General features: G+C 70.5%; 23 protein-coding genes and 1 pseudogene. 9 read left to right on the forward strand and 15 right to left on the reverse strand.

The window, feature by feature from the left end; all coding sequences use genetic code 11:
- Positions 1–292 precede the first annotated feature (292 nt).
- Positions 293–3007, forward strand: a complete 2715-nt coding sequence (locus ACFY0T_RS23320) for a glucosidase (RefSeq protein WP_388873711.1) — start codon at positions 293–295, stop codon at positions 3005–3007.
- A gap of 101 nt (positions 3008–3108) precedes the next feature.
- Positions 3109–3600: a VOC family protein gene (locus ACFY0T_RS23325; protein ID WP_388873714.1), complete on the forward strand. Its 492-nt coding sequence runs from the start codon at positions 3109–3111 to the stop codon at positions 3598–3600.
- A gap of 11 nt (positions 3601–3611) precedes the next feature.
- On the opposite strand, the gene ACFY0T_RS23330 is transcribed toward ACFY0T_RS23325, so the two are convergent.
- From ACFY0T_RS23330 to ACFY0T_RS23375, 10 genes are all read right to left on the reverse strand, one after another.
- On the reverse strand, positions 3612–4208 hold the full coding sequence (locus tag ACFY0T_RS23330; RefSeq protein WP_388873717.1) for a hypothetical protein: 597 nt from the start codon (positions 4206–4208) through the stop codon (positions 3612–3614).
- Positions 4209–4361: a hypothetical protein gene (locus ACFY0T_RS23335; RefSeq protein WP_388873720.1), complete on the reverse strand. Its 153-nt coding sequence runs from the start codon at positions 4359–4361 to the stop codon at positions 4209–4211. It abuts the gene before it with no gap.
- A 319-nt stretch (positions 4362–4680) separates the two neighbouring features.
- The gene (locus ACFY0T_RS23340) at positions 4681–5031 is read right to left on the reverse strand and encodes a UBP-type zinc finger domain-containing protein (RefSeq protein WP_388873722.1); all 351 of its coding nucleotides are present in this window, start codon (positions 5029–5031) and stop codon (positions 4681–4683) included.
- The gene (locus tag ACFY0T_RS23345; protein ID WP_388873725.1) at positions 5028–6473 is read right to left on the reverse strand and encodes an ATP-binding protein; all 1446 of its coding nucleotides are present in this window, start codon (positions 6471–6473) and stop codon (positions 5028–5030) included. Before ACFY0T_RS23345 ends, ACFY0T_RS23340 begins: the two co-directional genes overlap by 4 nt.
- A complete protein-coding gene (locus tag ACFY0T_RS23350; RefSeq protein WP_388873728.1) occupies positions 6470–8146 on the reverse strand; it encodes an FAD-dependent oxidoreductase in 1677 nt (558 codons plus the stop codon). Before ACFY0T_RS23350 ends, ACFY0T_RS23345 begins: the two co-directional genes overlap by 4 nt.
- Before the next feature lie 94 nt (positions 8147–8240).
- Positions 8241–9515: a DUF4032 domain-containing protein gene (locus ACFY0T_RS23355; protein ID WP_388873731.1), complete on the reverse strand. Its 1275-nt coding sequence runs from the start codon at positions 9513–9515 to the stop codon at positions 8241–8243.
- Between the two features lie 72 nt (positions 9516–9587).
- On the reverse strand, positions 9588–10412 hold the full coding sequence (locus ACFY0T_RS23360; protein WP_388873734.1) for an amidohydrolase family protein: 825 nt from the start codon (positions 10410–10412) through the stop codon (positions 9588–9590).
- A 42-nt stretch (positions 10413–10454) separates the two neighbouring features.
- Complete coding sequence (locus ACFY0T_RS23365; protein WP_388873737.1) at positions 10455–11291, reverse strand: N-formylglutamate amidohydrolase; 837 nt, start codon at positions 11289–11291, stop codon at positions 10455–10457.
- A gap of 53 nt (positions 11292–11344) precedes the next feature.
- Positions 11345–11797 (reverse strand): cyclic nucleotide-binding domain-containing protein, encoded by a 453-nt coding sequence (locus tag ACFY0T_RS23370; protein ID WP_388873740.1) that lies wholly within the window; start codon positions 11795–11797, stop codon positions 11345–11347.
- Between the two features lie 75 nt (positions 11798–11872).
- On the reverse strand, positions 11873–13090 hold the full coding sequence (locus ACFY0T_RS23375) for an MFS transporter (RefSeq protein WP_388873742.1): 1218 nt from the start codon (positions 13088–13090) through the stop codon (positions 11873–11875).
- A 147-nt stretch (positions 13091–13237) separates the two neighbouring features.
- On the opposite strand from ACFY0T_RS23375, the gene ACFY0T_RS23380 reads away from it, so the two are divergent.
- The gene (locus tag ACFY0T_RS23380) at positions 13238–14227 is read left to right on the forward strand and encodes a DUF5937 family protein (RefSeq protein ID WP_388873745.1); all 990 of its coding nucleotides are present in this window, start codon (positions 13238–13240) and stop codon (positions 14225–14227) included.
- Between the two features lies 1 nt (position 14228).
- Here ACFY0T_RS23380 and ACFY0T_RS23385 read toward each other — a convergent pair whose 3' ends face one another.
- Both ACFY0T_RS23385 and ACFY0T_RS23390 read right to left on the reverse strand, forming a co-directional pair.
- Entirely contained in the window at positions 14229–15032 is an 804-nt protein-coding gene (locus ACFY0T_RS23385; protein ID WP_388873748.1) for a VOC family protein, read from the reverse strand.
- A 206-nt stretch (positions 15033–15238) separates the two neighbouring features.
- Positions 15239–15454: a DUF4177 domain-containing protein gene (locus tag ACFY0T_RS23390; protein WP_388873751.1), complete on the reverse strand. Its 216-nt coding sequence runs from the start codon at positions 15452–15454 to the stop codon at positions 15239–15241.
- A 221-nt stretch (positions 15455–15675) separates the two neighbouring features.
- On the opposite strand from ACFY0T_RS23390, the gene ACFY0T_RS23395 reads away from it, so the two are divergent.
- Complete coding sequence (locus ACFY0T_RS23395; protein ID WP_388873754.1) at positions 15676–17262, forward strand: aminotransferase class V-fold PLP-dependent enzyme; 1587 nt, start codon at positions 15676–15678, stop codon at positions 17260–17262.
- Between the two features lie 129 nt (positions 17263–17391).
- Entirely contained in the window at positions 17392–17904 is a 513-nt protein-coding gene (locus ACFY0T_RS23400; RefSeq protein ID WP_388873757.1) for a hypothetical protein, read from the forward strand.
- A 118-nt stretch (positions 17905–18022) separates the two neighbouring features.
- Here the strand turns inward: ACFY0T_RS23400 and ACFY0T_RS23405 are convergent, their stop codons facing one another.
- A complete protein-coding gene (locus tag ACFY0T_RS23405; RefSeq protein ID WP_388873759.1) occupies positions 18023–19735 on the reverse strand; it encodes an ATP-binding cassette domain-containing protein in 1713 nt (570 codons plus the stop codon).
- A gap of 186 nt (positions 19736–19921) precedes the next feature.
- On the opposite strand from ACFY0T_RS23405, the gene ACFY0T_RS23410 reads away from it, so the two are divergent.
- The 3 genes from ACFY0T_RS23410 (at position 19922) to ACFY0T_RS23420 (ending at position 23195) form a co-directional block, all read left to right on the forward strand.
- Positions 19922–20548, forward strand: a complete 627-nt coding sequence (locus ACFY0T_RS23410) for a DUF6629 family protein (protein ID WP_388873762.1) — start codon at positions 19922–19924, stop codon at positions 20546–20548.
- A gap of 107 nt (positions 20549–20655) precedes the next feature.
- Positions 20656–21354, forward strand: coding sequence for a response regulator transcription factor (locus tag ACFY0T_RS23415; protein ID WP_388873765.1), 699 nt, complete (start codon positions 20656–20658; stop codon positions 21352–21354).
- Positions 21351–23195 carry a sensor histidine kinase gene (locus ACFY0T_RS23420; RefSeq protein ID WP_388873768.1) on the forward strand — a complete coding sequence of 615 codons (1845 nt, stop codon included), beginning with the start codon at positions 21351–21353 and terminating at the stop codon, positions 23193–23195. The genes ACFY0T_RS23415 and ACFY0T_RS23420 overlap by 4 nt, the downstream gene beginning before the upstream one ends.
- 213 nt (positions 23196–23408) lie before the next feature.
- Here the strand turns inward: ACFY0T_RS23420 and ACFY0T_RS23425 are convergent, their stop codons facing one another.
- The gene (locus tag ACFY0T_RS23425) at positions 23409–25313 is read right to left on the reverse strand and encodes an AMP-dependent synthetase/ligase (RefSeq protein ID WP_388873771.1); all 1905 of its coding nucleotides are present in this window, start codon (positions 25311–25313) and stop codon (positions 23409–23411) included.
- Positions 25314–25513: 200 nt separating this feature from the next.
- Positions 25514–25699: pseudogene (locus tag ACFY0T_RS23430) on the reverse strand (restriction endonuclease); the annotation flags it as partial.
- A gap of 165 nt (positions 25700–25864) precedes the next feature.
- On the opposite strand from ACFY0T_RS23430, the gene ACFY0T_RS23435 reads away from it, so the two are divergent.
- A complete protein-coding gene (locus tag ACFY0T_RS23435; RefSeq protein WP_388873773.1) occupies positions 25865–26434 on the forward strand; it encodes a DUF5994 family protein in 570 nt (189 codons plus the stop codon).
- Position 26435 lies beyond the last annotated feature (1 nt).

Consider the following 26435-nt stretch of genomic DNA (forward strand, 5'->3'; position numbering starts at 1 on the left):
GGTGGCGGCCGGCTGTGGCTGGGCGGCAGGATCGACGCCCACCGCCGACGACCGGTCGGCCGGTTCCACCATCCGGCTGATGATGCGGTCGAGGTCCCGCACGAGTCCGGTTCACGCGGTGGCACCGCCCACGAATCCGGGCCGCACCCGCAGGGCATCGCGCTTGGCGTCGACGAGAGCGAGAGCGAGGGCGCGGCGCGGATAAGTGCGGCCGCCCGACCGATGGGCAGGCGTGCGGGTCCGCGGGATGCTGGGTGGATTCCGGCTCAGGCAGACCTGAACAGGGGGAGAGATGGAGGAGTGGCGGGAGAACGCCGAACGTCGGCGGCTGGCCGATGCCGGCGGTTCCGGGGTGCCCTGGCGCCGCTGGGGTCCCTATCTGAGCGAGCGCCAGTGGGCCACCGTCCGGGAGGACTACAGCCCGGACGGCGATGCCTGGTCGTACTTCACCCACGACCAGGCACGCTCCCGCGCCTACCGCTGGGGCGAGGACGGCATCGCCGGCATCAGCGACGACCAGCAGCGGCTCTGCTTCGCCGTGGCGCTGTGGAACGGCCGCGATCCGATCCTCAAGGAGCGGATGTTCGGCCTGACCAACGCCGAGGGAAACCACGGCGAGGACGTCAAGGAGTACTACTTCCACCTCGACAACACGCCGACCCACGCCTACATGAAGTACCTCTACAAGTACCCGCAGGCGGCCTACCCGTACGCGGACCTTGTGACGACCAACGGCAAACGCGGCCGCCACGACAGCGAGTACGAACTCCTCGACACGGGAGTCTTCGACGACGACCGCTACTTCGACGTGTACGTCGAGTACGCCAAGGCCACCCCGGAAGACCTGCTGATCGAGATCGCCGCGCACAACCGCGGCCCCGACGAGGCGACCCTGCACGTGCTGCCCACCCTGTGGTTCCGGCACACCTGGTCCTGGGCGGGCGGCAGCGCCGTACCGAGCCTGCGGCAGGAGGCGGGCGGCCGGATCCGCGCCGAGCACGAGGAGCTCGGGCGGCGATGGCTCCATGCCGCCACCGGCGCTCCGGCCCTCTTCACCGAGAACGACACCAACAACGCACGCGTCTTCGGCAGCCCCAACCCCTCCCCGTACGTCAAGGACGGCATCGACCGCTACGTCGTCCACGGCGAGACCGGGGCCGTCAACCCCGAACGGATCGGTACCAAAGCGGCTGTTCACCACGTCCTGTCCATCCCCGGCGGGCAGAGCGCCACCGTGCGCCTGCGCCTCAGCGGCACCGAACAGGCCGACTGGGACGCCGAGTTCGACGCGATCATGGACCGGCGCCGGGCCGAGGCCGACGAGTTCTACGACGGAATCGGCGCGCCCGGGATGAAGGACGACGAACGGCTCGTCGTGCGGCAGGCGTTGGCCGGAATGCTGTGGAGCAAGCAGTACTACTCCTATGACGTCGAACGCTGGCTCGAAGGGCACGGCGTCGACCCGCTCGCCGCCGACCCCGAGGTCCGCAACAGCGGCTGGTACCACATGGTGGGCGGCGACATCCTGTCCATGCCGGACACCTGGGAGTATCCGTGGTTCGCCGCCTGGGACCTGGCCTTCCACACCATCGCCCTGTCCATGGTCGACATCGCCTTCGCCAAGGGGCAGTTGGACCTGCTGCTGCGCCGCCTGTACCTGCATCCCAACGGGCAGATCCCCGCGTACGAATGGAACTTCGGCGACGTCAATCCGCCCGTGCACGCCTGGGCGACCCTCTTCGTCTACGAGCTGGAGAAGCAGCGCACCGGCCGCGGCGACCGCGCCTTCCTGGAGAACGCCTTCCAGAAGCTCATGAAGAACTTCACCTGGTGGCTCAACCGCAAGGACCCCGACGGCAACAGCGTCTTCCAGGGCGGCTTCCTCGGCCTCGACAACATCGGCGTCTTCGACCGCAGCGCGCCCCTGCCCGCCGGCGGCCACCTCGACCAGGCCGACGGCACCGCGTGGATGGCGCTGTACTGCCAGAACCTCCTGGAGATCGCCATCGAGCTGGCCCTCGACAACCCCGTCTACGTCGAGCAGGCGCAGGCTCTCTTCGAGCACTTCGCGTGGATCGCCGTGGCCATGAACCGGATCGGTGCCGCCAACGACAGCCTCTGGGACGAGGAGGACGGCTTCTTCTACGACCTGTTGCGGCTGCCCGACGGCACCGCGACCCGGCTCAAGGTGCGCTCCCTCGTCGGTCTGATCCCGCTCGCCGCCACGACCGTCATCGGCGACTGGGCCGACCAGCGATTCCCTCAACTGATCGCGGGCGCCCGCGAGTTCGTCGAACGGCACCCGGCCGTCGAGGCGGTCGTCGCCTCCCACCGGCCCTTCGACGACAGCGCGGGCGGACGGCACCTGTTCGCCCTGTTCGGGGAGGACCGGCTGCGCCGGATCCTGTCCAGGATGCTGGACGAGGAGGAGTTCCTCGGCCCGTACGGCATCCGCTCGCTCTCCCGCCACCACGACCGGCACCCGTACGCATTCGACCTGCACGGCGAAGTCCACCGCGTCGCCTATCTGCCCGCCGAGTCCGACTCCGGCATGTTCGGCGGGAACTCCAACTGGCGCGGACCGGTCTGGTTCCCCGTCAACCTGCTGATCATCCGCGCTCTGCTGAACCTGTACGCCTACCACGGCGACCGTTTCACGATCGAGTGCCCGACGGGATCCGGCCATCAACTCACCCTGTACGAGGTCGCCCGCGAGATCGCCTCCCGGCTCACGGACACCTTCCTCGCCGACGACAGCGGCCGCCGTCCGGTGCACGGAGCGCAGCGAAAGTTCCAGACGGATCCGCACTGGCAGAACCTGCCGCTGTTCTACGAGTACTTCCACGGCGACAACGGCGCCGGCATCGGCGCGAGCCACCAGACGGGCTGGACCGGCCTCGTCGCGGTCACCGCCACGCTGTTCCACCTGGTCGACCCCGAACAGTGGCCGACGCGCAGCCGCGACGGTCTGCGCATGGCGACGGACCAGGAGGAGCCGTTGTCCTGAAAAGACGCCCTTGACCGGGAGGAGGAGAGGTCTAGAGTAGGCACAAAGTGGTTGAATCCAGTACCAACCGTGTGGCTACCGACCCTTCTGAGGAGCTCCCGATGCAACCGGTGGACCTGGCAGCGATCGAGGCGGAGCGTCAGCGGATCCGGGACGCGTATCTGGCCGAGGAGAGACCGGCGAGCTCCGCCCGCGGCGTGCACCATGTCGCGCTGCTCTCCTCGGACGTGGAGCGGACCGTGCGCTTCTACCACGGCGTCCTGGGGTTCCCGCTCACGGAAATGATCGAGAACCGCGACTACAAGGGCTCGACCCACTTCTTCTTCGATCTCGGCAACGGCAACCTGCTGGCCTTCTTCGACTTCCCCGGCCTCGACCTCGGCCCCTACGCCGAGGTACTCGGCGGACTGCACCACCTGGCCATATCGGTCGACCCCACGACCTGGCGGCGACTGCGCGAGCGGCTGGATGCCGCCGGCGTCGAGTACGCGGAGGAGAGTGACTCGTCGATCTACTTCCGCGACCCCGACGGCGCCCGCGTCGAACTGCTCGCCGAGCCGCTCGGGGAGATGTACGGCAGGTCGGTGCGCTGAGGAAGCGCTCCTCAGCGCATGAGGGCGCCGCGCAGCGTCAGCCCGTAGTTGACACGCAGACGTCGTAGTTCCCAGAGGCCCACCGCGTTCACCGACAGCGGGGCGCCGAGCACGAGCACGATCCGCAAGGGTCCCGGGATTCCCTCGTAGGCGCCGGTGAACAGGTCGATGAGTGCCATCTCCCACACCAGTGTCATCGCGAGCAGGGGCGGCACCGTCTCGTGGATGTCGGCGGTGCGGAAGACGTGGACCAGGGACAGGCCGATGCCGTAGATGACGAACGGGAGGATCCAGATGAGCGTGAACAGCGTGACGACAGAGGTGATCACCGTCATCGCGGGATTCGTGGCGAACCGCCCGTCGACGAATCCGGTGAGCACGGAGGCGGGGAACACGGCGACGCCCGCGATGATCGCGAGGATCGAGCCGAAGGGTCTGGCCGCGCGGCGCAGCAGCTCCCGGCGGGCCGGCGGGCGGGCCGCGGCGATCAGCAGCCCCACGATCAGCGGGAAGGTCACCGACAGCACGAGGACGTTGATCCAGGACTGGTTGAGCCGGTCGTCCGCCACATCCCGCACGGACTGGGCCAGTTTGTAGGAGATCGACACTCACACAACGGCACCCAGACCGACGATGGTCCGGATGGTCTGCATCCGGGCGACCAGGGCGTCCTCGACCCGGCCGGGCCGTGACGGCCTGAAGACCTTGCGTCCGATCGCGATGGGGCCAACGGCGCGCCACAGCCGACGGATCGGTCCCACGCGCCGCACGGCCGGACCCGGGTGGGGAGGATACGGGTACGGAGGCTGCGGCGGGTAACCCCCGTTCTGCGGCGGCGTGTGGGGCGGATAGGGGCCCGGCGGCGGAGGAGGCACGGGGCGACCGTAAGGGTCGTAAGGCGGCTGTCCCTGTGGATTCCAGGCGTTCATCTCAGTGGTACCCCGATTGGCGACTGCTGCAACGGCTGTGCCGCCGCAGTGTATTGGGAACCTGTGGAGATGATGTGTCCCCCGCTGCGGGCAGCCCGGTCAGCGGGACGAACCCGCGGTGAACGTCGCGGAACTCGGCGGCGCCGGCAGGTCAGCGCAGCATGCTCGTCCAGTTGGCGGGGACGCGTCCCGCGGGCCCGGGCGTGGGCTGGTCGGCCGGGTGGCTCAGCGGGGGAGCAAGCTCGGGGCCCGATTCGTACAGCTCGGACGTGTCGTAGTTCCAGAACCAGCTCTCGCCCGGTTCGAAGCTGCGGATGATGGGATGCCCGGTGCTCTGCGCGTGCGCGGTCGCGTGCTTGGACGGCGAGTCGTCGCAGCAGCCGATGTGACCGCACTGGGCGCAGCGCCGCAGATGGAACCACCACCCGCCGACGGCATCGCACTCGCTGCAGCCGGTGCCGCTCGGCGAGGCGGAGGGGTCGATTCCGGTGGGCGTGGTCATGACGGCTCCTCGGAGGTGTCCGTGGCGGTCAGCGGAAGGCGTACCTGGAAGCGGGTGTTGCCGGGCACGGACTGCACCTGGAGGCTCCCGTGGTGCTTGTTGACGACGATCCGCCACGAGATGTCCAGGCCGAGCCCCGTACCCTCACCGACCGGCTTGGTGGTGAAGAACGGGTCGAAGATACGGTCGCGGATCTCCGCGGGCACGCCGGTCCCGGTGTCGCGGAACTCGACGAGCAGATGGTCGTGGTCGAGCGCGGTGCGTACCGTCAGCGTCCCCTCGCCGTCCATCGCCGAGACGGCGTTGTCGATGAGGTTCGTCCACACCTGGTTCAACTCGCCCGGGTATGCGGGGATCTTGGGGAGCGTACGGTCGTACTCCTTGACGACCTTGATGCCGGAGCCCATCTTGCCCGAGAGCATCATCAGGGTGCTGTCCAGCAGTTCGTGCACGTCGGCTACCTGGTAGGGCGCCCGGTCGAGCTGCGAGTACTGCTTGGCGGCGTCCACGAGGTGCGAGATACGGGTCGTGGAGTCCTCGATCTCGTTCATGAGGAGCTCGGTCTCCACGGTGTAGTTCAGCCACCGGACCGCGCCTTCGAGGGTCTGCTCGTCCACGGCCGCCGCGACCTGGTCCAGCCAGTCCGTGTCGAGCCCCGCCTGCACGAACGTCGGTGCCAACTGCCAGCCGCCCGCGATGTCGTGGTCGTCGAGCCAGTCGGCGAGGGCGTCCTCCCGGTCGGAGGCTTCGAGCGGGCTGAGCGGCGTGGCCTTGGCGACCTGTTCGGCCGTACGCTCCTGGATCTCGACGAGGGTCTCCAGGGCATCGCGCGCGTACGGGCCCGCCGCGATCATGCCGAGCTTGTGCCGCATTCCGGCCACCCGGTCCCGCAGCGCGGACGTGGCCCGCACCGCCGCGGCGGCGGGGTTGTTGAGCTCGTGCGTCAGCCCCGCGGACAGTGAGCCGAGAGCCAGCAGCCGCTCGCGCTGGCCGATGGCCCGCTGGATGTTCTGGCTGCCGAAGAACAGCCCCTCCAGCAGATGGACGGCCATGGGGAACCAGTCCCGCAGGACCGCCGCGAACGTCTCGGCGGGCAGGATGAAGAACCGCGAGGGCTCGGTGACCCGCAGGGAGCCCTTGTAGAACGCCTGATCCGGTCCGGGGTTCAGATAGGCCTGCATGGCCCCGGCGTACACCCCGCGCTGGGAGGTGCGGCTGATCTCCACGTCGTCGCTGCCGACCCGGCGCGACATCACGACCGTGCCTTCGAGGAGCACGAAGAAGCAGGTGGCCGGCTCCCCCTCCTGGTAGACGAAGCCGGGCTCGAACAGCTCCACCCGGCCTTCCTGACACAGCCGCTCGAGCTGTTCCGTGTTCAGCTTCTCGAACAGGAACAGCGTGCCGAGCTCCGCCATGTCGCACGGCATCGGCCGCCCGCTCACGACTGCTCCAGATAACGGTGGACGAGCATGACGGCCATGGCTCCCTCTCCGACCGCGGACGCGACACGCTTCGCGGACTCGGCGCGTGCGTCCCCGGCCACGAACACGCCGGGCACATTGGTCTCCAGGTGGTACGGCGGCCGGTCCAGCTCCCAGCCCGTGGGCGGCTGCCCGTCGGGCGTCATGTCCGGGCCGGTCAGGATGAATCCGCGCTCGTCCCTCGCCACGGTCCCCTCCAGCCAGTCGGTGAGCGGGGCCGCGCCGATGAACACGAACATCCACTGCGCGTCGACGAGTTCGGTGTGCCCGCTCGTCACATCGCGCAGGGTGAGCTGCTCCAGATGGTCCGAGCCGTGCGCGGCCTCGACGACCGTGCCGGTGCGCACCGTGATGTTGGGCGCGCTCTCGATCTGCTGGATCAGATAGTGCGACATCGACGCCGACAGCGAGGAGCCGCGTACCAGGATGGTGACCGACTTCGCGCCCCTGGCCAGGTACATGGCGGCCTGCCCGGCCGAGTTCGCCCCGCCAACGATGTACACGTCGTGGCCCTGGCAGGCGGCCGCCTCGGTCAGCGCCGAACCGTAGAAGACCCCGCATCCGGTGAGATCCGCCAGACCGGGCGCCTCCAACTGCCGGTAGGACACGCCGGTCGCCAGGATGACCGAGTGCGCGGAGATCGCGGAACCGTCCGAGAAGCGGATGGTGCGCGACGCGCCGGTGACCTCAAGGCCGGTCACCTCGCGCGCGGTGAGGATCTCGGCACCGAACTTCGACGCCTGCCGCCGCGCCCGGTCGGTGAGCTGCGCCCCGGACACGCCGTCGGGGAAGCCGAGGTAGTTCTCGATCCGTGAGCTCTGTCCCGCCTGTCCGCCGGTCGCCGACCGCTCCACGAGGACGGTCCGCAGCCCCTCGGACGCGCCGTACACGGCCGCTCCGAGCCCCGCCGGACCGCCGCCGATGACGACGAGGTCGTAGAACTCCTCCGTCGGCGTCGTGGCCAGCCCCACCCGCGCCGCCAGATCCGGATCCTCGGGCTCCACCAGCGGCGTACCGTCCGGCGTGATCACCAGCGGCAGACGCTGTCCGTTCTGCCCGGCGGCGGCCAGCAGCCGCTGACCCTCCGGGGTGTCGGACGAGTACCAGCGGTAGGGCACCTGGTTGCGGGCCAGGAACTCCCGGACGCCCGAGGAACGCGGCGACCACCGGTGCCCGACCACCTTGCAGGTCGGCACGGGCCGGTAGTCGCTGGCCCGCCACGCGTCCAGCAGATCGTCCACGACCGGATAGAGCTTCTCCTCCGGCGGATCCCACGGCTTGAGCAGGTAGTGGTCCAGATCGATCACATTGATCGCGTCGATCGCCGCGTTCGTGTCCGCGTACGCGGTCAGCAGCACCCGCCGCGCGCCGGGATACACGTCGAGCGCCTGCTCCAGGAACTCGATGCCGTTCATCTGCGGCATCCGGTAGTCGGCGAGGATCACCGCCACCTGGTCACCGCGCAGCTTCAGCTCGCGCAGCGCGTCCAGGGCGGTCTCCCCGGACTCGGCGCGCACGATCCGGTGCGACTCGCCGTAGCGGCGCCTGAGGTCGCGGGCGACGGCGCGCGACACTCCGGGATCGTCATCGACGGTCAGAATGACGGTCCGCGCTGCAGTGGCGGCCTGTGCCATACGTCTCCCACCCCGAGCAGGTCAGTGTCGTGCCGGCCGTAGCGACTCCCAGGGGCGCCGCCGGGCCGGTACGCCCAATCGTATGTACGATCGGTCACCTTTGCTCTGGAACCGGGTACTCATGCGGCGACCCGGGGGAGTCCGCCCGGGGCGGCAGGGCGTCGCGCACCTTGGGGAGGATGTGCGTGACGTAGTCCTCGACGGCCGTGTCCAGGCCGATGTCGTGCTGGGCGCGCTCGGACAGGAACCAGCGGTGTTCGAGGAGCTCGTGATAGAGCTCGGCCGGGTCCATGGAGCCGCGCAGGTCAGGCGGCACGGCCCGGACGGTCGGCCGGAATACGTCCCGTACCCAGCGGTGGGCGAGCACCTCCGGGCGGGCGGCGAGGGGGTCACCGGGCGCGTAGTCGTCCTGGGTGGCCATCCAGCTCTCCAGGTCGTTCAGGAGCCGGCGCGCCTGGTTCTCCTCGGTGTCCAGCCCCGTCAGCCGCAGCAGCTGGCGCTGATGGTGTCCCGCGTCGACGACCTTGGGCACGAAAGTGACGGTGTCACCGTTGGCAGAGTGCGCTATCTGCATCTCGGCGACGTCGAAACCGAGATCGTTGAGGCGGCGTATGCGGCGGTCGATGTAGTGGTACTTGCCCGCCGGGTACACGGAGGTACGGGTCAGCTCCTCCCACAGTCCCCGGTAGCGCGCGCAGATCTCCATGCCGAACTCGATGGGGTCCACCGAGGGGTGCAGGGCTCCGGCCGCCTCCAGGTCCAGCAGTTCGCCGCTGATGTTGACCCGGGCGAGATCGAGGTCGTACTCGCGCTGCCCGTTGCTGAGCTGGGGGTGGAGATCACCGGTCTCGGCGTCCACCAGATACGCCGCGTACGCTCCGGCATCGCGCCGGAACAGCGTGTTGGACAGCGAGCAGTCGCCCCACGCGAACCCCGCCAGATGCAGCCGCACCAGCAGCACGGCCAGCGCGTCCATCAGCCGGTGCATGGTGGCCGGCCGCATCGTCGTCTCGAACATCGACCGGTACGGCATCGAGCCGCCCAGATGCCGGGTGATGAGTACGGGCTCCAGCGGCGCACCCGCCGCGTCGGTGCGCCCCGTCACCACGGCGAGCGGATCGACCGCGGGGATACCGATCCGGTCCAGGCTGCGCAGCAGCTCGTACTCGCGCACGGCGGGCCGCTCGGCGAGCTCCTTGACGGCCACCACCTCGTCCCCGGCGCGCGCGTAGCGCACCACGTGCCGCGAGATGCCGCGCGGCAGCGGTACGAGGTGGTGTTCGGGCCACTCCTCCAGGGGCAACTGCCAGGGCAGTGCGAGCAGGAGCGCGGGATGCTCCGGATTGGTGGCGCTGATCTGCAAAGCCATCGCTGGGCTGCCCTCACCTCAGGGTTGAACGCTGTCCGGGCCTCGGTCTCGACCGATGTCCGGCTCAAGCATCTACGAATGATCCCCGAGGTGGAAGACGCGGCGGGCGTTGCCCGACAGGAACAGTTCGGTGGTCTCCTCGTCCAGGCGCAGGTCGGCGAGGTGTTCCAGCGCCTGACTCGGCGTGATCATGGGGTAGTTGGTGCCGAAGAGGACCTTGCGCCGTCCCCGGCCGCGCAGATACTCCACCAGCTCGGGCGGGTAGCGGCGCGTGGTGTACGCGCTGGTGTCGATGTGGACGTTCGCGTGCTTGTCGGCCACCGCGATCATCTCGGTGGTCCACGGGTAGCCGATGTGCCCGCAGACGATGGTCAGTTCGGGGAAGTCCAGCGCGACCTGGTCGACGTACGGGATGGGCCGGCCGGTCTCGGAGGGGCGCAGCGGACCGGTGTGCCCGACCTGCGTGCAGAAGGGGATGCCGAGTTCGACGCAGGCGGCGTACAGCGGATAGTAGAGCCGGTCGGTGGGCGGCAGCTGCCACAGCCACGGCACGATCCGCAGGGCCACGAAGCCGAGCTCCTCCACGGCCCGCCGCAGCTCTCGCACGGCCGCGACGGGCTTCGTCAGATCGACGCCCGCGACGCCGCGCAGCCGCCCGTCGGACAGGGCGACGAACTCGGCGACCTCGTCGTTGCTGATGAGCGGCCCCTGCGGCCCGTACCAGGCCGCGGACAGCCCGATCTCCACGTCGGCGGCCGCCAGCGCGGCGACGGTGACCTCGACCGGCAGGGGCTCCTCCAGCAGTGCCATGCCCGTCCAGCGGCGCAGCGACTCGAACATCTCGTGGCGGGAGTGACGGAGTGTGGGGTGCTGCATCCACGCGTCGACGACCGGCATGATCCCGTGGCCTCCCTGTGTCCTGGCTAAGCGCTTGCTTATTCAGAGTCTAGGGGTTCCCGCGCTCCCCGGCCAGCTGCCCAGGGCGTCGACGAGAGCCGTCAGCGCCGAGGCGACGCGCGAGAAGCCCGGGCCCGCCGGGCCTCCCGGTTCGGTCATGTACGTGTCCCGCCGGATCTCCACCATCAGAGCGGTCACGCGCGGCTCTCTCTCGTAGTACCGCAGCGGGACGTACGCCCCGGAGAACGGGCTGTCGATCCCCACACCCCCGACGCCCGCGAACGCCTTCTCCGCGAGGGCGACCAGCTCGGGCGGCGTGTGAAAGGCGTCGGTCCCCAGACAGATCGGCGGCCGCGGACCGTCGCCGTGCAGCTCGTAAGGCAGCCGAGCCGTCGGATACGAGTGGACGTCGACGACCACGGCCCGCCCGGTGACGGCCAGCCGGTCGGCCACTGCCGCCGTCATCGCCCCCGCGTACGGGTGGAAGTAACGGTCGATCAGCGGCCGCGGGTCGACGTCCGCGGGACGGAGCGGCGTTCGATCCGTGGTCCGCGTGTAGACCGCGCCCATCCCCACGGCCAGCATTTCCTCCCGTTCGTCCGGAAACCGCTCGGGATCGATCACCAGCCGGGACAGCCGGTTGACGAACCGCCACGGCGTGACCCCGGCCTCCGCGGCCACGACTTTCGCGAACTCCGCGGTGTGCGCGTCCGTGATGTGGTCCAACTCGCGTTCCAGCGCGGCGTCGTCGAGGACGATGCCGTCGCGCACCGGCGTCGGTATCCGCCGCGAGGAGTGCGGGACATGCAGGATCACGGGCGAGTCCACCGCGCCGGGCAGGAGCTCGAAGGAATCCGGGGAATCCAAGGTGTCGTCCATACGAGATTCCTATCCCAGCCGGCTCGCGCATGCGCGAGCCCGGGGGAGCGCCCTCACCCACCCCCGCCGTGGCGCGCATAGTGCTCGATCAGCGCCGCCCGCGTCGTTTCGAGCCGGTGGGCCAGGATGGCGCCGACCGTCCGGGTCAGGGACAGCTCGAGCGTCGGATCCGCATCGAAGAGGGCCCGCACCTGAGCGGCGTCGAACTCGTAGGCGCGTACGGGGCTGAAGGCCTCGGCGCCGAAGTCCCACGTGTGGGGCCGGAACAACCATGACCAGCCGAGCAGATCACCGGGCCCCAGCGTCGCGACGGAGATCCGTCTGTTCGCGATGACCTGCTGGTACAGCGAGACCGTGCCGGAGCGGATCACCCAGAAACGGTCCGCCTTCCCCCCTGCCTCGAAGATCCCCGCGTCCGCGGGGAACGAGACCTCGCGGGCCACGTTCATCAGCCGTTCGCGATGGTCGGGGGAGAGGGCGGGCAGGAGCCGGAGAGCAGTGGGCATCGCGGACCTCCATCGCGCCGCCGCCAGGCCGCGGGTTCGGCGGCACCTGTCGTACCGGTTGTATCCTGTCACCCTCTATTGGAGCCCGATCCGCGGATTCCGTCGCGTCGTGGGCGAGGCGACTTCGTCCGGCCGCGTCCCCACGGGCCACGTCAGCACCGCCAGCGCCCCGAGGGTCAGCACCCCGCCGACCAGGAAGGTGCCGCGCACCCCGACGGCGGACAACAGGGCGCCCCCGGTCAGCGCGCCGGCCGCGACGCCCGCGTTGAAGGCCGCCGAGTTCGCCGCCAGCGCGAGCTCCGTCCGCCCGGGCGCGAAACGGAGCACCTGACTCTGCGTGGCCATGAAAACGGGGCCCACCGAAGCACCGAGCAGCATCAGCAGGGCGATCGCCACCACCTGGCTGCGCCCGCCGCCCGCGTACAGGCCGAGCAGGGCCACGGCCTGGGTCGCCACCGGGACGGTCAGGGTCCCGCGCGGGAAGCGGTCGAGCAGCGGCCCCGCCGCGCTGACGCCGGCGATCCCCGCCACCCCGAACACCAGCAGCAGTGCGCTGACCGAGCCCCGGGAGAAGCCGCTCACCTCGTCGAGGAAGGCGACGACGTACGTGAACCCCGCGAAGGCCCCGGTCACGGACAGCGCGGTGGTCGCCAGCACGACGGCGAACCGGCGGGCGTCGGGAGCGGCCCCGTACGCGGCATGCCCCTCCTCCGGACGCGAGGTCGGCAGCAGAACGGCGATCATCACGAGCGATACGAGACCGAGCGCGCCCAGCACCAGAAAAGGCGTCCGCCAGCCGCTGTGCCCGCCCAGCCAGGTGCCGGCCGGAACCCCGAGCACCGAGGCGAGGGAACCGCCGGCGGACAGCAGACCGATGATCCGGCCGCGCCGCTCGGGCGGGAACAGCCCCACCGCGACCGGGCCCATCACCGCCCAGAACAGTGCCTGGGCGAGCGCCGTCGCGACCCGGGCCGCGAGCAGCGGGCCGTAGGAGAGGGCACCGAGTGCCGAGACCCAGCTGGCCAGCACGAGCAGCCCCAGCAGGCCCGCCAGCACATGACGGCGCGGGACCGACCTGGTGACGTGCGCGACGGGCAGCGAGACGACGGCCACGGTCAGGCCGTAGCCGGTGACCAGCAGGCCGACGGACGCCAGCGACACGCGCAGGTCGTCCGAGATGAGGGAGAGCAGCCCGACGGGGAGGTTCTCCGTGGTGTTGAAGGTGAAGGCGGCCAGCATGAGCGCCGCGACGACGGCGGCCCTGCGCCGGGCGGTGAGACGTACGCTCCCCATCCACGAGCCTTTCTGCGACGGGCCGTTGAGGGTGTGACCGGGTGCGGTCAGGCGGCAAGCGTGCGGGGCTCTGGCGCGGCCTTCTACTGTTTCGGGTGCAGCCGAATCACTCGTGGACGGCGCGTCGAAGACACACCGGAGGCCCTCTTGCCGCTGACCCTGCATCTGGGCACCGACGACCTGACCAGGTGCCGGTTCGCGGTGTCCCCGCTCTGCCAGACGCACGAGGCGCTGCGCATGCTGCGGCGACCGGCACGACACGCCTTCCACCGCGACTGGCTGCGCCGCGTACGCGAGGTCGTGGCGCGCCTGGACCTGTCCGAGCTGTGGCTGTTCATCCCCCGCAAGGGCGGATACACCCCGGACTTCCTGGGACCCCCGCCCGAGACGCCGCACGCCTCCTTCGAGGAGGAACTGGCGCGGATGCGGGCCACCGACCCGGCCATGGCGCATGCGGAGCTGGCGCGTTCACTGGCCTGCACGCCGGGGGCGGCCCGATCGTCGTACGGCCGGCCGGCGTTGGACGATCCCGCGGCCACCGTGCGACGCCTCGCCGACCTCACCGAGCGCGCCTGGCACGCGCTGCTCGCACCCGACTGGCCGCGCCACCGGGCCGTGCTGGAGGCCGATATCGCCCACCGCACACGGCAGTTGGCGGACGGCGGCCTCGAAGCGCTCTTCGGCGACCTGCACCCCGGAATCGACTGGGCGGACGACACGCTCACCCTGCGTATGTACGCCGACCACAAGGAGGCGCAGGGTGCCGACGGCCGGGGCATCCTGCTGATGCCCAGCGTCTTCGTCCGGCCGGACGTGGTCAGCGGCTTCGCCCGGCCCTGGCAGCCGACGGTGATCTATCCGGCGCGGGGCACCGGCGGCCGTCCGCACACCTCCGCCGCCGAGGCGCCCGCGGCTCTGGCCCGTCTGCTGGGCCACCACCGGGCCGCCATCCTCACCGGCCTGCACACCCCCGCCTCGACGACGGCCCTGGCCGACCGGCACGGCCTGGCTCCCTCGTCCGTCTCGGCCCATCTGTCGGTACTGCGCGAGGCGGGGCTGCTGGCCTCGCACCGGCGGGGCCACTACGTCCTCTACGGGCGCACGGCACTGGGCGACGCACTGGCAGCCGGGGCCTGAACTAGACGGCGATCTTGGACGTCACGGTGAAGTGCGCCCCGTCGGGGTCGCTGAGGACCGCCTCCGTCGAGCCGACCCCCTGCTGATGGGCCGTGCCGCCGTGCGCCCGCGCGGCCCGGGCGCAGGCCTCCACGTCGGAGACCGCGAAGTGGATCTGCCAGTGCGGCCTGATGGTCGGATCGGGCGCAGCCTCCACGGCGCCCGAGTGGATCCGGGCCACCACCTCACCCTGGCTGCGCAGCACGACCTCGTTCTCCTCGTAGTCGACTTCGCAGCATCCGGGGGCCGAGGACGCCCAGCCCAGGACCTCTCCGTAGAACATGGCGGCGTCGAAGGCGTCGCGAGTGTGCAGCCGTACGAAGACCGGTGCCGCGCGGCGCCATGCCTCCCAGCCGGCCACCAGCTCGCCCTCCCAGATGCCGAAGACCGCTCCGTCCCGGTCGGCCAGCAGAGCCGCCCGGCCCGGCGGCAACGAGATCGGCCCCACCGCGGTCGTACCGCCGCGTTCCTGACTGCGGGCCACCGTCTCGTCCGCGCTGGCCACGGCGAAATAGGGTGTCCAGGCGACCGCTGTCTGCGCCACGAAGGTCGCCTCGTTGAGCCCCGCGACGGGGACTCCGTCCGCGCGCGCGATCCTGTACTGGTCGCCCATCTTGGTGTCCGAGCGCCATTCCCAGCCCAGCACGGCATGGTAGAAGTCCTCCGCGGCCCGCAGGTCCCGGGTGGTCAGGCTGACCCAGCAGGGGGCGCCGAACACCGAGTGGCTGGTGACGACCTCACTGTGGCGCGTTTCGTCGCTCTTCATCGCCGTACCGTCCTGACCTCACTGGCCGGCAGCGGTCGCGGGCGCTGCCAGGTGCTCTTGGGGGCCTCGGGCACCAGCCCAGCCGTCAGGGGCCTCCCGGGCCGGAAGGCCTCCGACGGCATCAGTAAGACCTGCGGATCCGCTGTCCTTTCAGCTCAAGCATCCCCCGCCTCGGCGTCGCGCGCACCACACGCGCTGGACAGGGCCTAGCGGCGCGGCCGCTCCAGCGTCAGGAGCAGCCCCTCGACCGCGCCGGGACCTATGCGGCCCTTGACGTCGGCGGAGGTGATCGCCTTGAGCTGCCACCCGTCCTCGGCGTGCTTGTTCAGGACCTTCTCCAGCTTGCCGCTGTCCAGCGCGTCGCCGATCAGCGACTCCCGGAAGGTGACGACCTTGTACTCGTACGTGTAGGTGCTGCTCATGGCTGCGAGGTCTCCTGCGGTTCGATGGGCGTGGCCGGGCCCACCCAATCACCTCTCGGCGCCGTGGCACAGGGCAGGGGCCCGTCCTGACGCAGGGCTTTGTTGAAGCTTCAGGGGTTGTTGGGAAAGCCTGTCGCGCGAACCGTCGGGACGGATGATGAGGGCCTGGCGGCAGCCGGTGCGCCGGACCGAGCCGGGACCGTACGGGCGGAGGGGGAACGATGGGCAAGACACGGACCAGCGGGCACACAGGCGACGTCGGCGACACCTCCGGCAGTCACAGGGCGGGCGGCTTCGCCGAGCTGCGGGCCCACGAGTTCGGCTACCTCGACGAGGGCGGGCACACCTACCTCGACCACACGGGAGCCGGACTTCCCCCGCGCTCGCTCGTCACGGGAAGCGCCGCGCGGATCACCGGCGGGTTATTCGGCAACCCGCACTCCGAGAGCCCGGCCTCCCGCGCCTCGGGACTCCTGCTCGCCGAGGCCCGCCGAGCGGTCCTTCGGCACTTCAACGCCGATCCCGCCGAGTACGCCGCGATCTTCACGCCCAACGCGACGGGCGCCCTGCGCCTGGTCGGCGAGGCGTATCCGTTCGCGCGCGGCAGCAGACTGGTGATGTCGCTGGACAACCACAACTCGGTGAACGGGCTGCGCGAGTACGCGCGGGCGCGGGGAGCCGCGACGGCGTACGTCCCGGTGAGCGGGCCCGGCCTGCAGATGGACGAGAAGCGGCTGCGGGCCGCACTGTCAGCGCGCGACAAGGGGCTCGGCGTGCTGAGAGGGCGTGCCGGCGGCTCGCGTGGACTCGTACGGGGGTGTGGGGGCGGCGGCTTGAGCGGACTCGTACGAGGGCGGGTGGACGGCCGGCGCTCGCGTGGACCGGGGCGGGACCAAGGCGGTCGCCCGCGCGGGCTGCTGGCCTACCCGGCGCAGAGCAACTTCACCGGAGTCCAGCACCCGCTGGAGTGGATCGAGCAGGCCCAGGAGCACGGCTACGACGTACTGCTCGACGCCGCCGCCTTCGTACCGACCAATGCCCTGGACCTCAGCCGGTTCCACCCGGACTTCACCGTCGTCAGCTGGTACAAGGTGTTCGGCCACCCCACCGGTGTCGGCAGCCTGATCGCCCGCCGGGAGGCACTCGCCACGCTGCGCCGCCCCTGGTTCTCGGGCGGCACCATCTACGCGGTCAGCGCCCAGGCGCAGTGGCACGTCCTCGCGGACGACGAGGCGGCCTTCGAGGACGGCACGGTGAACTTCCTGTCCATACCGGACGTGACCGCCGGACTGGAGTGGATCGACCGCATCGGCATGGACCATGTGCACGCCCATGTCACCGCCCTGACCGGCCAACTGCTGGCAGGTCTCAGGACGTTGCGCCACAGCGACGGCTCCCCGATGGTCCGGGTGTACGGCCCCGAGGGCGGCGGCGGGGCGGCCCGCGGCGGCACGGTCGCGCTGAACCTGCTCGGCGCGGACGGCAGGATCGTCGACGAACGGATCGTCACACGGGACAGCGCCGCGCGCGGCATCTCCCTGCGCACCGGCTGCTTCTGCAATCCCGGCGCAGGGGAGGCGGCGTTCGCCCTGCCTCTGCGTCGACTGCGCTCCGCCGCGCACAAGCAACTCGGCTCTCTGGAGGACTACTTGGAGCTGCTTCGACTGCCGTCGGCGGGCGCCGTCCGCGTCTCGCTCGGCCTGTCGTCGCAGCCAGGGGACATCGAGACGTTCCTGAGGTTCGTGACGGAGACCTACCGGGACCGGGTGCCGGCGGCGGCGGGACTGGCCGCGCGAGTGGGCTGCTGAGGCGGAACACCAGGGGGACCCCATTTCTGTTCATGCCGGACGTCGACGATCCACGCGAGTGTCGGTGATCCGGATGGCTCTGACGTGGGAGATCTTGTGTCGAGAGCCAGACCTTCATAGGTTGATCCAATGGGCCTCTTCGACAAACTGACCGGCACGAAGCACCCCAGCAGTGGCGTCGCACCGTGTTCCGCCGAGGAGGTCCGGGCGGCACTGCTCGGGCTCAACCAGCCGGACGTGCCCTACGTCGTGCGCGACGGCGCCCCGGAAGGTGCCGAGTTGGTGGCGGAGTGGCGGATCTCGGAGCCGGCCTGGCAGACCTTCTTCGCTCGGACCCAGGTGAGCCGGGTCCTTCAGGTCCGGATGCGCTTGGTCCCGGCGGACCACGAGGTCCGCGCCCTCGACCGGCAGTGGGAGGTCACATGGGTCGGAGGCACGCCGAGACTGTCGCTGTCGGCTGAGTACTCCCGTGGGCCGGCGAAGACGGTGTCCCGGCAGTGGACGGTCGGGCGGGGGGCCGGGGGCGGCCTGGAGGCGACGGAGACGTTCCGCTTCGACAGCTCGGAGATGAAGGATCCCCTGCGGGACGCGGTCCTCGGGGCGGGATGGACATGGCGCGGAGCAGTGTTCGGCAGGCTGTGACCGGCCGGTGAGACACGGGACGGGGCGAAGGGTTCCGCGGCCGTCGGCTCCTGCTCGGTGACCGGCGCCGGCCCCGGCCGGGCCGACGCCCGTCCCCGCTGCCCCGCCTGGCGGGTGTTCAGCGCCCGTCCCGGCTCCGTACCGCCCCCTCCCGGCACTTGCGCACCAGAACCACACACGTCACGGCCAGGAAAACCAGCGCGAAGCCCGCCAGGATCACCCAGCCGCGGCTCGCCGGATGACCGAACGAGTCCCCGTATGCGTCCAGCAGCGGCGGACCCAGCGGCGAGCCACCCCCGCGCCACAGCGACTCCAGGCCGACCCCGCTGCCCAGCGCCTCGAACGCCCAGCGGTTGGTCATCGCCCAGCTGATCGTCTCTCCGGCACCCGTCATCCGGGGCACCGGCACGAAGGCACCCGAGAACAGCACTTGCGGGAAGCAGAGCAGCGGCAGCATGAGAGTCGCCTGCCCCGGCTCGGACACCGCCGCCGATGCCAGCAGCCCCAGCGCCAGTGCGGCCGCCGAGGCCAGCACGCTCGACACGAACAACGAGCCGTACGTGCCCCACCCCGCCGCGGGCAGCCGGTCCAGAGCCCGCAGTACGACCAGCAGCAGTGCGTCCGCGACCGCGAGTACCGGGAGCGTCGTGGTGAGCTTCGAGGCGACGTACGGTCCGATCCGCAGCCCCGCCAGCCATTCGCGACGCAGTACGGGCAGTTCTGTGCAGATCTGCAGCAGCCCGTACGTCAGCCCGAAGAAGAAGGCGCCGAACGCGATCCAGAACATGATCATCGCGGTCGACCCGGGGTCGGGCGCAGCCGGATCGAACGCGCCCGCGCGGAACAGCACCGCGAACATCGCCGCGATCATCACCGGTGAACCGGCCAGGACCGCGACCGAGAGCCGGTTGTGCAGCAGCAGCGCCGCACCCCGCCGGGTCAACAGCGCCCACTGGCGTACGGCACCAACACGCCAACTCGGCGGGGGAGTTGCCGAGGACTCCGATCGGCAGACCTCCTGAGGTGCGGTCCGCTCGACGCGTACGCCGTCGGCCACCGCCTCGTACACCTCCTCGACCGTGCCGACCCCGAACGCGCCGCACAGGGCGTCCGGTTCACCGGCGAAGGCGATCTCGCCGCCGGGGGAGAGGAAGACGACCTGGTCACAGCGGAGCAGATCGGCGAGGACATGGGTGGTGAGCACGACGGTCGTGCCGTCCTCGGCCAGAGCCCGCAGGGTTCGTAGCAGGGCCGCCCCGGTGACCGGGTCGAGCCCGGAGGTCGGCTCGTCGAGGAAGAGCACACGCGGCCGGGAGAGCAACTCGACCGCGATACAGGCCCGTTTACGCTCCCCGCCGCTCAGCGCGCGCACCGGCGTCGCGGCCCGGGCGGACAGGCCCAGGGTGTCCAGGACCCGGTCCACGCTCGCGGCGACGGCCTCGGCCGGCGTACCCGGAGGCATACGCAGGCCCGCCGCGTACACCAGCGTCCGGCGCAGCGGGAGCTCACGGTGGATGATGTCCTCCTGCGGCACGAACCCGAACTCCGGCCCGGGCGGCCCGGGTTGGGCTCCGTCGTGCAGTACCTCACCCTCGGCCGGGGCGCGCAGTCCCGCCAGCGTCTGCAACAGAATCGTCTTGCCCGCACCGCTGCTCCCGGCGATCACGGTGAGCCGCCCGGGAGCGACGTCGAACGACACCTCGCGCAGCACACGTCCCGCCCCGCGCACCTGCTGGCTCACCCGACGCACCTGTACGCGGAGGCCGTTGACCGGGGTGACGGGGCTGTGCGCGGCGGCGGCGGACGGGCTCGGGCGCATGGGAGTCGGCATGGGGGCAGCATGCCAGGGGGACGGTCTGCGTGACCCGGTGTGCCGATGGAACGCGACGAACGCGAATGAGTTCAGGATGAACGCGGTCCTGGAGGCTTCGTGTCCATGACGGGCATCGCTCCGCGGCGCCGTAGCGTTGTGCACTGCAAGGGCGGGATCTCGTGACGGCGGACCCATGGGGACGCGATGTGTTGGAGTGCCACGGCCGATCTGGCAGCCGGTGCCGGGATCGCCGCTGTCGGGGTGGCCTGTGTGACGCAGGTGCGCAGGGCGGGGGATCTCCCGCTGGCCGCGCTGCCGTTGCTGCTCGGCGCCCACCAGATCGTCGAGTCCGTGGTCTGGGACTCTGGCGGAGGGAGGGGCCCCGCGACGGTCGCCTGGGCCGTGATCGCCCTTCCGCTGCTCGCGGTGTGGGTACCGGTGGGTGTGGTGTGCGCGGCGCCGCGGCACGCCCGGCGCCGGTTGGCGCTCCCTCTCGTGCCGGGCCTCGCGACCGCGGCGGCGCTCGCGTACGCCCTCGCCACTCGTCCCGTCACGGCCGACATTCGCGGCCGCACCGTCGGCTACGTCGTCGACCTGTCCCACGCCGAACTGCTCGTCGCGGGCTACCTTCTCGCCACCGTCGGCGCCCTGTTGCTCTCCGGCGACCGCGGACTGCTGCTGCTCGGTGTCCTGGTAGCCGTGGGGGCGCTGATCTGCTGGGCGCTGTGGGAGTTGGAGTTCGTGTCGACGTGGTGTGCGTTCGCGGCGGTGTGCTCCATGGCTCTTTGGGGGTGGGTGCGCGGACGCCCACGGGCAGGGGGCGGCGTCTAGCGGTACCGCCCCGCGAGCATCGCAGGCGAATGTGAGGAAGGTGTCAGGGTGTGGCAAGCCCCTCTCACCCGCGCTTTTCCCGGCCCTGTGCGCCTAGCATCGGCCGCGTGTGCGCATATGTGCTGGTCGCGGAGGACGACGAGAAGCAGGCGGAGCTGATACGCCGCTCGCTGCTGAAGGAGGGACACACCGCCACCGTGGTCCATGACGGCGGGGCCGCGCTCGAGGAGGCCCGGCGCCACCGGCCGGACCTCGTCGTCCTGGACCTGATGCTCCCCGTGGTCGACGGATTCGGGGTGTGCCGGGTGCTGCGGCAGAGCGACGACATTCCCGTCCTCATGCTGACCGCCCGCTCCACGGAGGACGACGTACTGCTCGGCCTGGAGCTCGGCGCGGACGACTACATGACCAAGCCGTACAGCCCGCGCGAGCTGATGGCCCGCGTCCGCACCGTGCTGCGGCGCAGCGGACGCCCCGCCTCCGAGCGGCGCGACGATCCGGTCGTACGGGCCGCGGGAATCGCGGTGGATCCGACGCGGCACGAAGTGGCCTGCGACGGCGTGCCCGTGGACTGCACGCCGGCGGAGTACGAGATCCTGCTGGCCATGGTCGCCGAACCCGAGCGGGTGTTCTCCCGCCGGCAGTTGCTGCACCACACCCGGGGTATCGACCGGGCGTCGACCGAGCGGGCCATCGACGTGCACATCATGAACCTGCGCAAGAAGATCGAGGCGGACCCGCGCAGACCGGTCCGCCTGCTGACGGTCTTCGGCGTGGGATACAAGCTCAAGGGCGACCGGGCGTGAGCCGCGGCATACCCCTGCGCAAGAGCCTCCTGGTGCGGCTGCTGATCACCTCGGTGCTCATCGCCGTGTGTTCCGTGGCGGCGACCGCCTGGCTCGCGGTGCAGACGACCACCCGCGCCCTCCAGCAGGAGCAGGGCCAGGTCCTCGCCGACGACATGGACATCCTCCAGCAGCTCAGCGGCTACGCGGCCACCCATCCCGACTGGTCCGGCGTCGAGAAGACCGTACGGACGCTGTCGGACCGGACCGGCCGTCGTATCGCCCTGACCACCTCCGACCGCAGGACGATCGCGGACTCCGCGGCGCGGCAGACCGCGCTGCCGCCGCGGGCCGCCGCCACGGTCGATCCGCTGCACACCGACACCTTCACGCAGCCCGGAGCACAGCTCAGCGGCATCGATCCGCGTGCGGTCGGTCCGTACCGGCTGACGGCCACCCAGCGGCGCCGCGTGGCCAAGCTGGCCCTCGTGCGCCAGGCGTGCTTCGCACGCAACAAGATCGACATGGACATCACGCTCACGCCCAGCGGCCGTTCCGTCCTCACGAACCCGGACGGGAGCGCCGAGTCCGGCTATCTGCCGACGGAGTGCGCGGACGGGAAGCTCTACGCCTCCACCGCGACGGAGAAGAAGGCGCTGGACGGCCTGACCAGCCGCGTCGCAGCATGCCTGGGCCGCCATGATGTGCACCTCGCCACGCCCCTGCCCCTCACAGTCGACCACACGGCCACGAGCATCAAGTTCCGCTATGTGCTGGGAAAGACCGGAAACGATCAGCGCGACGCGGCGACCGCGACGGTGAGCAGGTGCATCGACAGCGCACGCCGGGACCAGCTCGCGCCCTATGCCGCCCCGGCCGCCGAACTGTTCCTGGGCACGGGGGAGAGCCCCGTCCCGCGCTTCGACATGTCCGCGGCCAACAAGGCCAAGGTCGTGGGTGTCGCCGGTCTCGTCCTCGCTCTGACCGTGGCCGTGACCGCGCTGGTCGCCACCAGGCTCGTACGCCCCCTGCGCGCGCTGACGCAGGCCGCACAACAGCCGCCGGAGCAGCACGTACGGGTGCCCGTCACCACGCAGGACGAGACCGGCATCCTGGCCGTCGCGTTCAACGAACTGACCGAGCGCCGCGAACGCATGGAGGCGCAGCGCAAGGCGATGGTCAGCGACATCGCCCACGAACTGCGCACCCCGCTCACCAACATCCGCGGCTGGCTGGAGGTGACCCGCGACGGCATCGTCGACCCCGACCCGGAACTGCTCGCCTCCCTGCACGAGGAGGCGGTCGTCCTCCAGCGCGTCATCGACGACCTGCAGGACCTCGCGGCCGCCGACGCGGGCGTCCTCGGACTGCACCGCGAGGACGTCCGCGCCGACGAACTGCTCGAACAGGTCGCCGCCGCACACCGCGTGGGGGCGGAGGCGGCGGGCATCCGCCTGCTCACCTCGGTGGACGGCATGCCGTGGCTCGACGCGGACCCGGTGCGGATGCGGCAGGCGCTCGGCAACCTGGTGTCCAACGCGGTACGCCACACCCCGGCCGGCGGCACGATCACCCTGTCCGCCCGCGGCCAGGACGGTCAGGTCGTCTTCGAGGTGGCCGACACCGGCACCGGCATCGCCCCGGAGGACCTGCCCTACGTCTTCGACCGGTTCTGGCGGGCCGAGAAGTCCCGCAGCCGACGCACCGGCGGCAGCGGGCTGGGCCTTCCCATCGTCCGCCAACTCGTCGCCGCCCATGGCGGAACCGTCACCGTGACCAGCGAACCCGGTGCCGGCTCGGTCTTCACTCTGCGGCTACCCTGCACGAAGGCGCCCGCCTCTTCCGCCGCCGAGAACGACTGACAGCGACCGGCGTATTCCCACCGACCGTGGTGGAGTCGGTACCAGGACCAGCAGTCCTGCTCACGGGAGGGATCTGGTTGCCCCGGCTCCCTCGGCGCAAGGTGTACCCATGAACACCACCACCAAGCAGCCGGAAGTCAGGAGCCGCGTGACGCCTCTGAGGTCCCTCCTGGGAGGCACGTACGTCCCGCGTCGCGACGGCGCCCGACCGGGTCACCGGAGGAATACGTTGTCCGAGTCCTCCCAGAGCGAAGGCTCATTGCTCGCGTACTCCCGCGGGACCCGCGACGACGTCTGATACATCGCCTCGATCTCGGCGGCGAACCGCCGGGCAATTGCATCCCGGCGCAACTTCATCGAGGGCGTCAGCAGGCCATTGGCCAGATCGAAGGGCTCCGGGAGGACCCGGAACACCCGAATGGATTCCGAGCGGGACACCGTGCTGTTGGCCGCGGCGACCGCGCGTCTGACTTCCTCCCGCAATTCGTTCTCCTCGCGCGCGTCCCGGACCGGCGTTTCCCCCTTGGCCCGGGACGCGCGCCAATGCCCGACGAATTCGGGATCCAACGTGATGAGGGCACCCACACAAGGCCGGTTGTCACCCACCACCACCGCTTGATGGACGAGCGGGTGGACCCGCAGACGCTCCTCGAGAGCCGCGGGAGCCACACTCTTTCCACCACTCGTGATGATGATGTCCTTCTTGCGGCCGGTGATGGTCAGATACCCCTCGGAGTCCAGACGCCCGATGTCCCCCGTGGCCAGCCAACCGTCCTGGAACGAGTCCTGCGTGGCTCGGGTGTCGTTGATGTATCCCTGGAACACCGAAGGCCCCCAGACGAAAATCTCCCCGTCGTCGGCCACGTGAATGTCCGTACCCGGCAGCGCGCGTCCGACCGTTCCGAACTTCGCACGCCCCACGGGCTGTGCGGTAATTCCTCCGCTGGTCTCCGTCAGCCCGTATCCGTCGTGCACGAAGATCCCGATTCCCGCGTAGAAGAGGGCAAGTTCACGATTGAGCGGCGAGCCGCCCGACACTGCGCCGCACACCCTTCCGCCGAGCGCGGCGCGCAGCTTCCTGTACACCGTCTTCTCGTAGAGGGAGTGCTGCAGTCGCAGATCGAAGCCGGGGCCCGGGCCCGTGCCCAGCCGATGACGTTCTTCGGCCAGGGCGAAATCCTGTGCGGTGCGCACGGCACGCTCGAACAGCGCGCCACGGCCCGTCTGCTGTGCCGTCCGCAGGAAATTCTTGTAGATCTTCTCGAACACGAACGGAACGGCGTACAGAAACGTCGGCCTGAAGGACAGCAGGGCCGCGGTGAGCGCCTCCTCGCGCAGATCAGGTTCGTGCCCCATCAGGACGCCGCCCCGCAGACACAGCCCCTGGATCATCAGGCCGTACACATGGGAGAAGGGGAGGAACGCGAGGATGGCCGGCTGTACTCCCGCAGGGGCCGCCGTGTGTCTCCAGCCTTCGAGCAGCGTGTCGCAGGGGCTCGCCAGATTGCGATGCGTCAGGGCGCAGCCCTTGGGATGTCCCGTCGTGCCGGAGGTGTAGGCGATGACCGCGGTCGAGTCGGGCAGCACGATCCGGCGCAGCGAGTCGACCGTGGTCGCCGGAATCGCCCGGCCCCGCTCGGCCAGGTGCGCCAGCGCCCCGGTGTCCAACTGCCAGACGTGGCGCAGGAACGGGAGCGCGGCACACGCCGAGCCGACGGTCATGACGCCCTGTTCGTCCTCGACCACGACGGCGACGCACTGCGCGTCCTTCAGGATCCACGCGACCTGCTCGTGCGACGACGTCGGGTAGATCGGCACGATCTCGGCGCCCACCGACCACAGCGCGTAGTTGAGCACGGTCCACTCGTAGCGCGTACGCGCCATGATGGCCACACGGTCACCCGGGCGTATGCCGGACGTGACGAGGCCCCGCGCCAGGTCGACCACCTCGTCCCACAGCTCGGCGGCGGTCACCGTTGTCCACTGCGTGGAGGGGGCGTCGGGACGGCGCGCGATCTGCGGAAGGCCAGGGGTGCGGCGTGCCGTTTCGAAGAGACTGTCGGCGAGTCCCCCCTGCATCAGTGCGGTAGCGGGTGGAGAAAGGTCGGACTGGTGCATTCGCCGCTCCGGAATTCTCCTCAACGTGGCCTCACCCCAGAGGCGCCGGTGTCGAGGATTCCCGAATGTAGCCCACACCGGCGACGACCGTGCACGATTCTCCCCGCAGCTCGCTCGCCGCTCGGTCTCCGTTCCACGGGCCGTCGCTTTCGCGGGCCACCCGGCCGGAGAAAGCGGACCGCGAGCCGCGTTCCCGACGGTCATCGGTGGTCACGACAGAGTGGACGTGTGCGTGGCCGGGGGAGCGCCCGCAGCAGCTCCCACAGCGGCTGCGATCCCGCCGCCCAGGTGGCGAGCAGCCGACGGTCGACGAGATGGAGCCGCTGCTGCCTCGCGAAGTCCTGTGCGGGGCCGGTTATGCGGCCGTTGGTCACCATGACCCACACCTGAATTCCCAGGGAAGCCGCTGGTCACGTGCGGGTTCATCGGACCGTGCCCGGCGTACAGTGAAGACACCGGGAGTACTTCGCGCACCGGCTCCCACGTCGATGTCGTTCTCGGCGAGCAACAACACCGGGACATGAAGATATGCCCGGGGACAGGTCCGCGCCATGACCGCGACCATCGACCGTATGACTGTTAGTGAGCGCGTGACCTCACCACCGGCCCGCCTGTGTCTGACCCCGGCGGGGTCGGTTCCAGGTCTGCTGGACGGTGCCTGGTGGCCTCGCTCTCGCGATCTTTCGCGTGAACTCCCCGCCCTCATAGATGTGCTGGACGCGTGCTGGGGCCGGATCACGCGTGTCGCGGTGAACCCGGCCCACTGGCCCGTGATCCCGCACAAGGTGCCCATGGCGGGGCACACGGTGCACGTGGGCTGGTTCGCCGACGAGCAGGACCCGCACAAGCTGATCCTCCTCTCCTACACCGCAGGCCGCTGGGACCTGCTGGTCATCCCGCCGGAGACCGGTGCGGCTGCCGCCGCCCGGCTGATGTCCGCCGCAGCCGCCCCAGGCGAGCTCGCCACCGCCAGCGGTCTGATGGCGAGCGAGGACATCGCCCGTGATGCGAGGGAGACGCTGAATCGGGAAGAGGAGTGGGAGACCGACGGCGGGCACCCCTCAGTGGCGGCCGATAACCCGAACCCGCCCGGACCCATGAGCTCCGCCCGAGGGAAGTGAG

The organism is Streptomyces sp. NPDC001530, from assembly GCF_042894545.1.
Lineage (GTDB): Bacteria > Actinomycetota > Actinomycetes > Streptomycetales > Streptomycetaceae > Streptomyces.

Bases quoted from the DNA above. Each gene is read 5' to 3' on its own strand.
- ACFY0T_RS23435 (WP_388873773.1), top strand. From the start codon at position 25,865: ATGACCGCGACCATCGACCGTATGACTGTTAGTGAGCGCGTGACCTCA.
- ACFY0T_RS23320 (WP_388873711.1), top strand. From the start codon at position 293: ATGGAGGAGTGGCGGGAGAACGCCGAACGTCGGCGGCTGGCCGATGCC.
- ACFY0T_RS23350 (WP_388873728.1), bottom strand. From the start codon at position 8,146: ATGGCACAGGCCGCCACTGCAGCGCGGACCGTCATTCTGACCGTCGAT.
- ACFY0T_RS23355 (WP_388873731.1), bottom strand. From the start codon at position 9,515: ATGGCTTTGCAGATCAGCGCCACCAATCCGGAGCATCCCGCGCTCCTG.
- ACFY0T_RS23360 (WP_388873734.1), bottom strand. From the start codon at position 10,412: ATGCCGGTCGTCGACGCGTGGATGCAGCACCCCACACTCCGTCACTCC.
- ACFY0T_RS23390 (WP_388873751.1), bottom strand. From the start codon at position 15,454: ATGAGCAGCACCTACACGTACGAGTACAAGGTCGTCACCTTCCGGGAG.
- ACFY0T_RS23405 (WP_388873759.1), bottom strand. From the start codon at position 19,735: ATGCCGACTCCCATGCGCCCGAGCCCGTCCGCCGCCGCCGCGCACAGC.
- ACFY0T_RS23375 (WP_388873742.1), bottom strand. From the start codon at position 13,090: ATGGGGAGCGTACGTCTCACCGCCCGGCGCAGGGCCGCCGTCGTCGCG.
- ACFY0T_RS23340 (WP_388873722.1), bottom strand. From the start codon at position 5,031: ATGACCACGCCCACCGGAATCGACCCCTCCGCCTCGCCGAGCGGCACC.
- ACFY0T_RS23365 (WP_388873737.1), bottom strand. From the start codon at position 11,291: ATGGACGACACCTTGGATTCCCCGGATTCCTTCGAGCTCCTGCCCGGC.
- ACFY0T_RS23325 (WP_388873714.1), top strand. From the start codon at position 3,109: ATGCAACCGGTGGACCTGGCAGCGATCGAGGCGGAGCGTCAGCGGATC.
- ACFY0T_RS23425 (WP_388873771.1), bottom strand. From the start codon at position 25,313: ATGCACCAGTCCGACCTTTCTCCACCCGCTACCGCACTGATGCAGGGG.
- ACFY0T_RS23410 (WP_388873762.1), top strand. From the start codon at position 19,922: ATGTGTTGGAGTGCCACGGCCGATCTGGCAGCCGGTGCCGGGATCGCC.
- ACFY0T_RS23400 (WP_388873757.1), top strand. From the start codon at position 17,392: ATGGGCCTCTTCGACAAACTGACCGGCACGAAGCACCCCAGCAGTGGC.
- ACFY0T_RS23370 (WP_388873740.1), bottom strand. From the start codon at position 11,797: ATGCCCACTGCTCTCCGGCTCCTGCCCGCCCTCTCCCCCGACCATCGC.
- ACFY0T_RS23395 (WP_388873754.1), top strand. From the start codon at position 15,676: ATGGGCAAGACACGGACCAGCGGGCACACAGGCGACGTCGGCGACACC.
- ACFY0T_RS23385 (WP_388873748.1), bottom strand. From the start codon at position 15,032: ATGAAGAGCGACGAAACGCGCCACAGTGAGGTCGTCACCAGCCACTCG.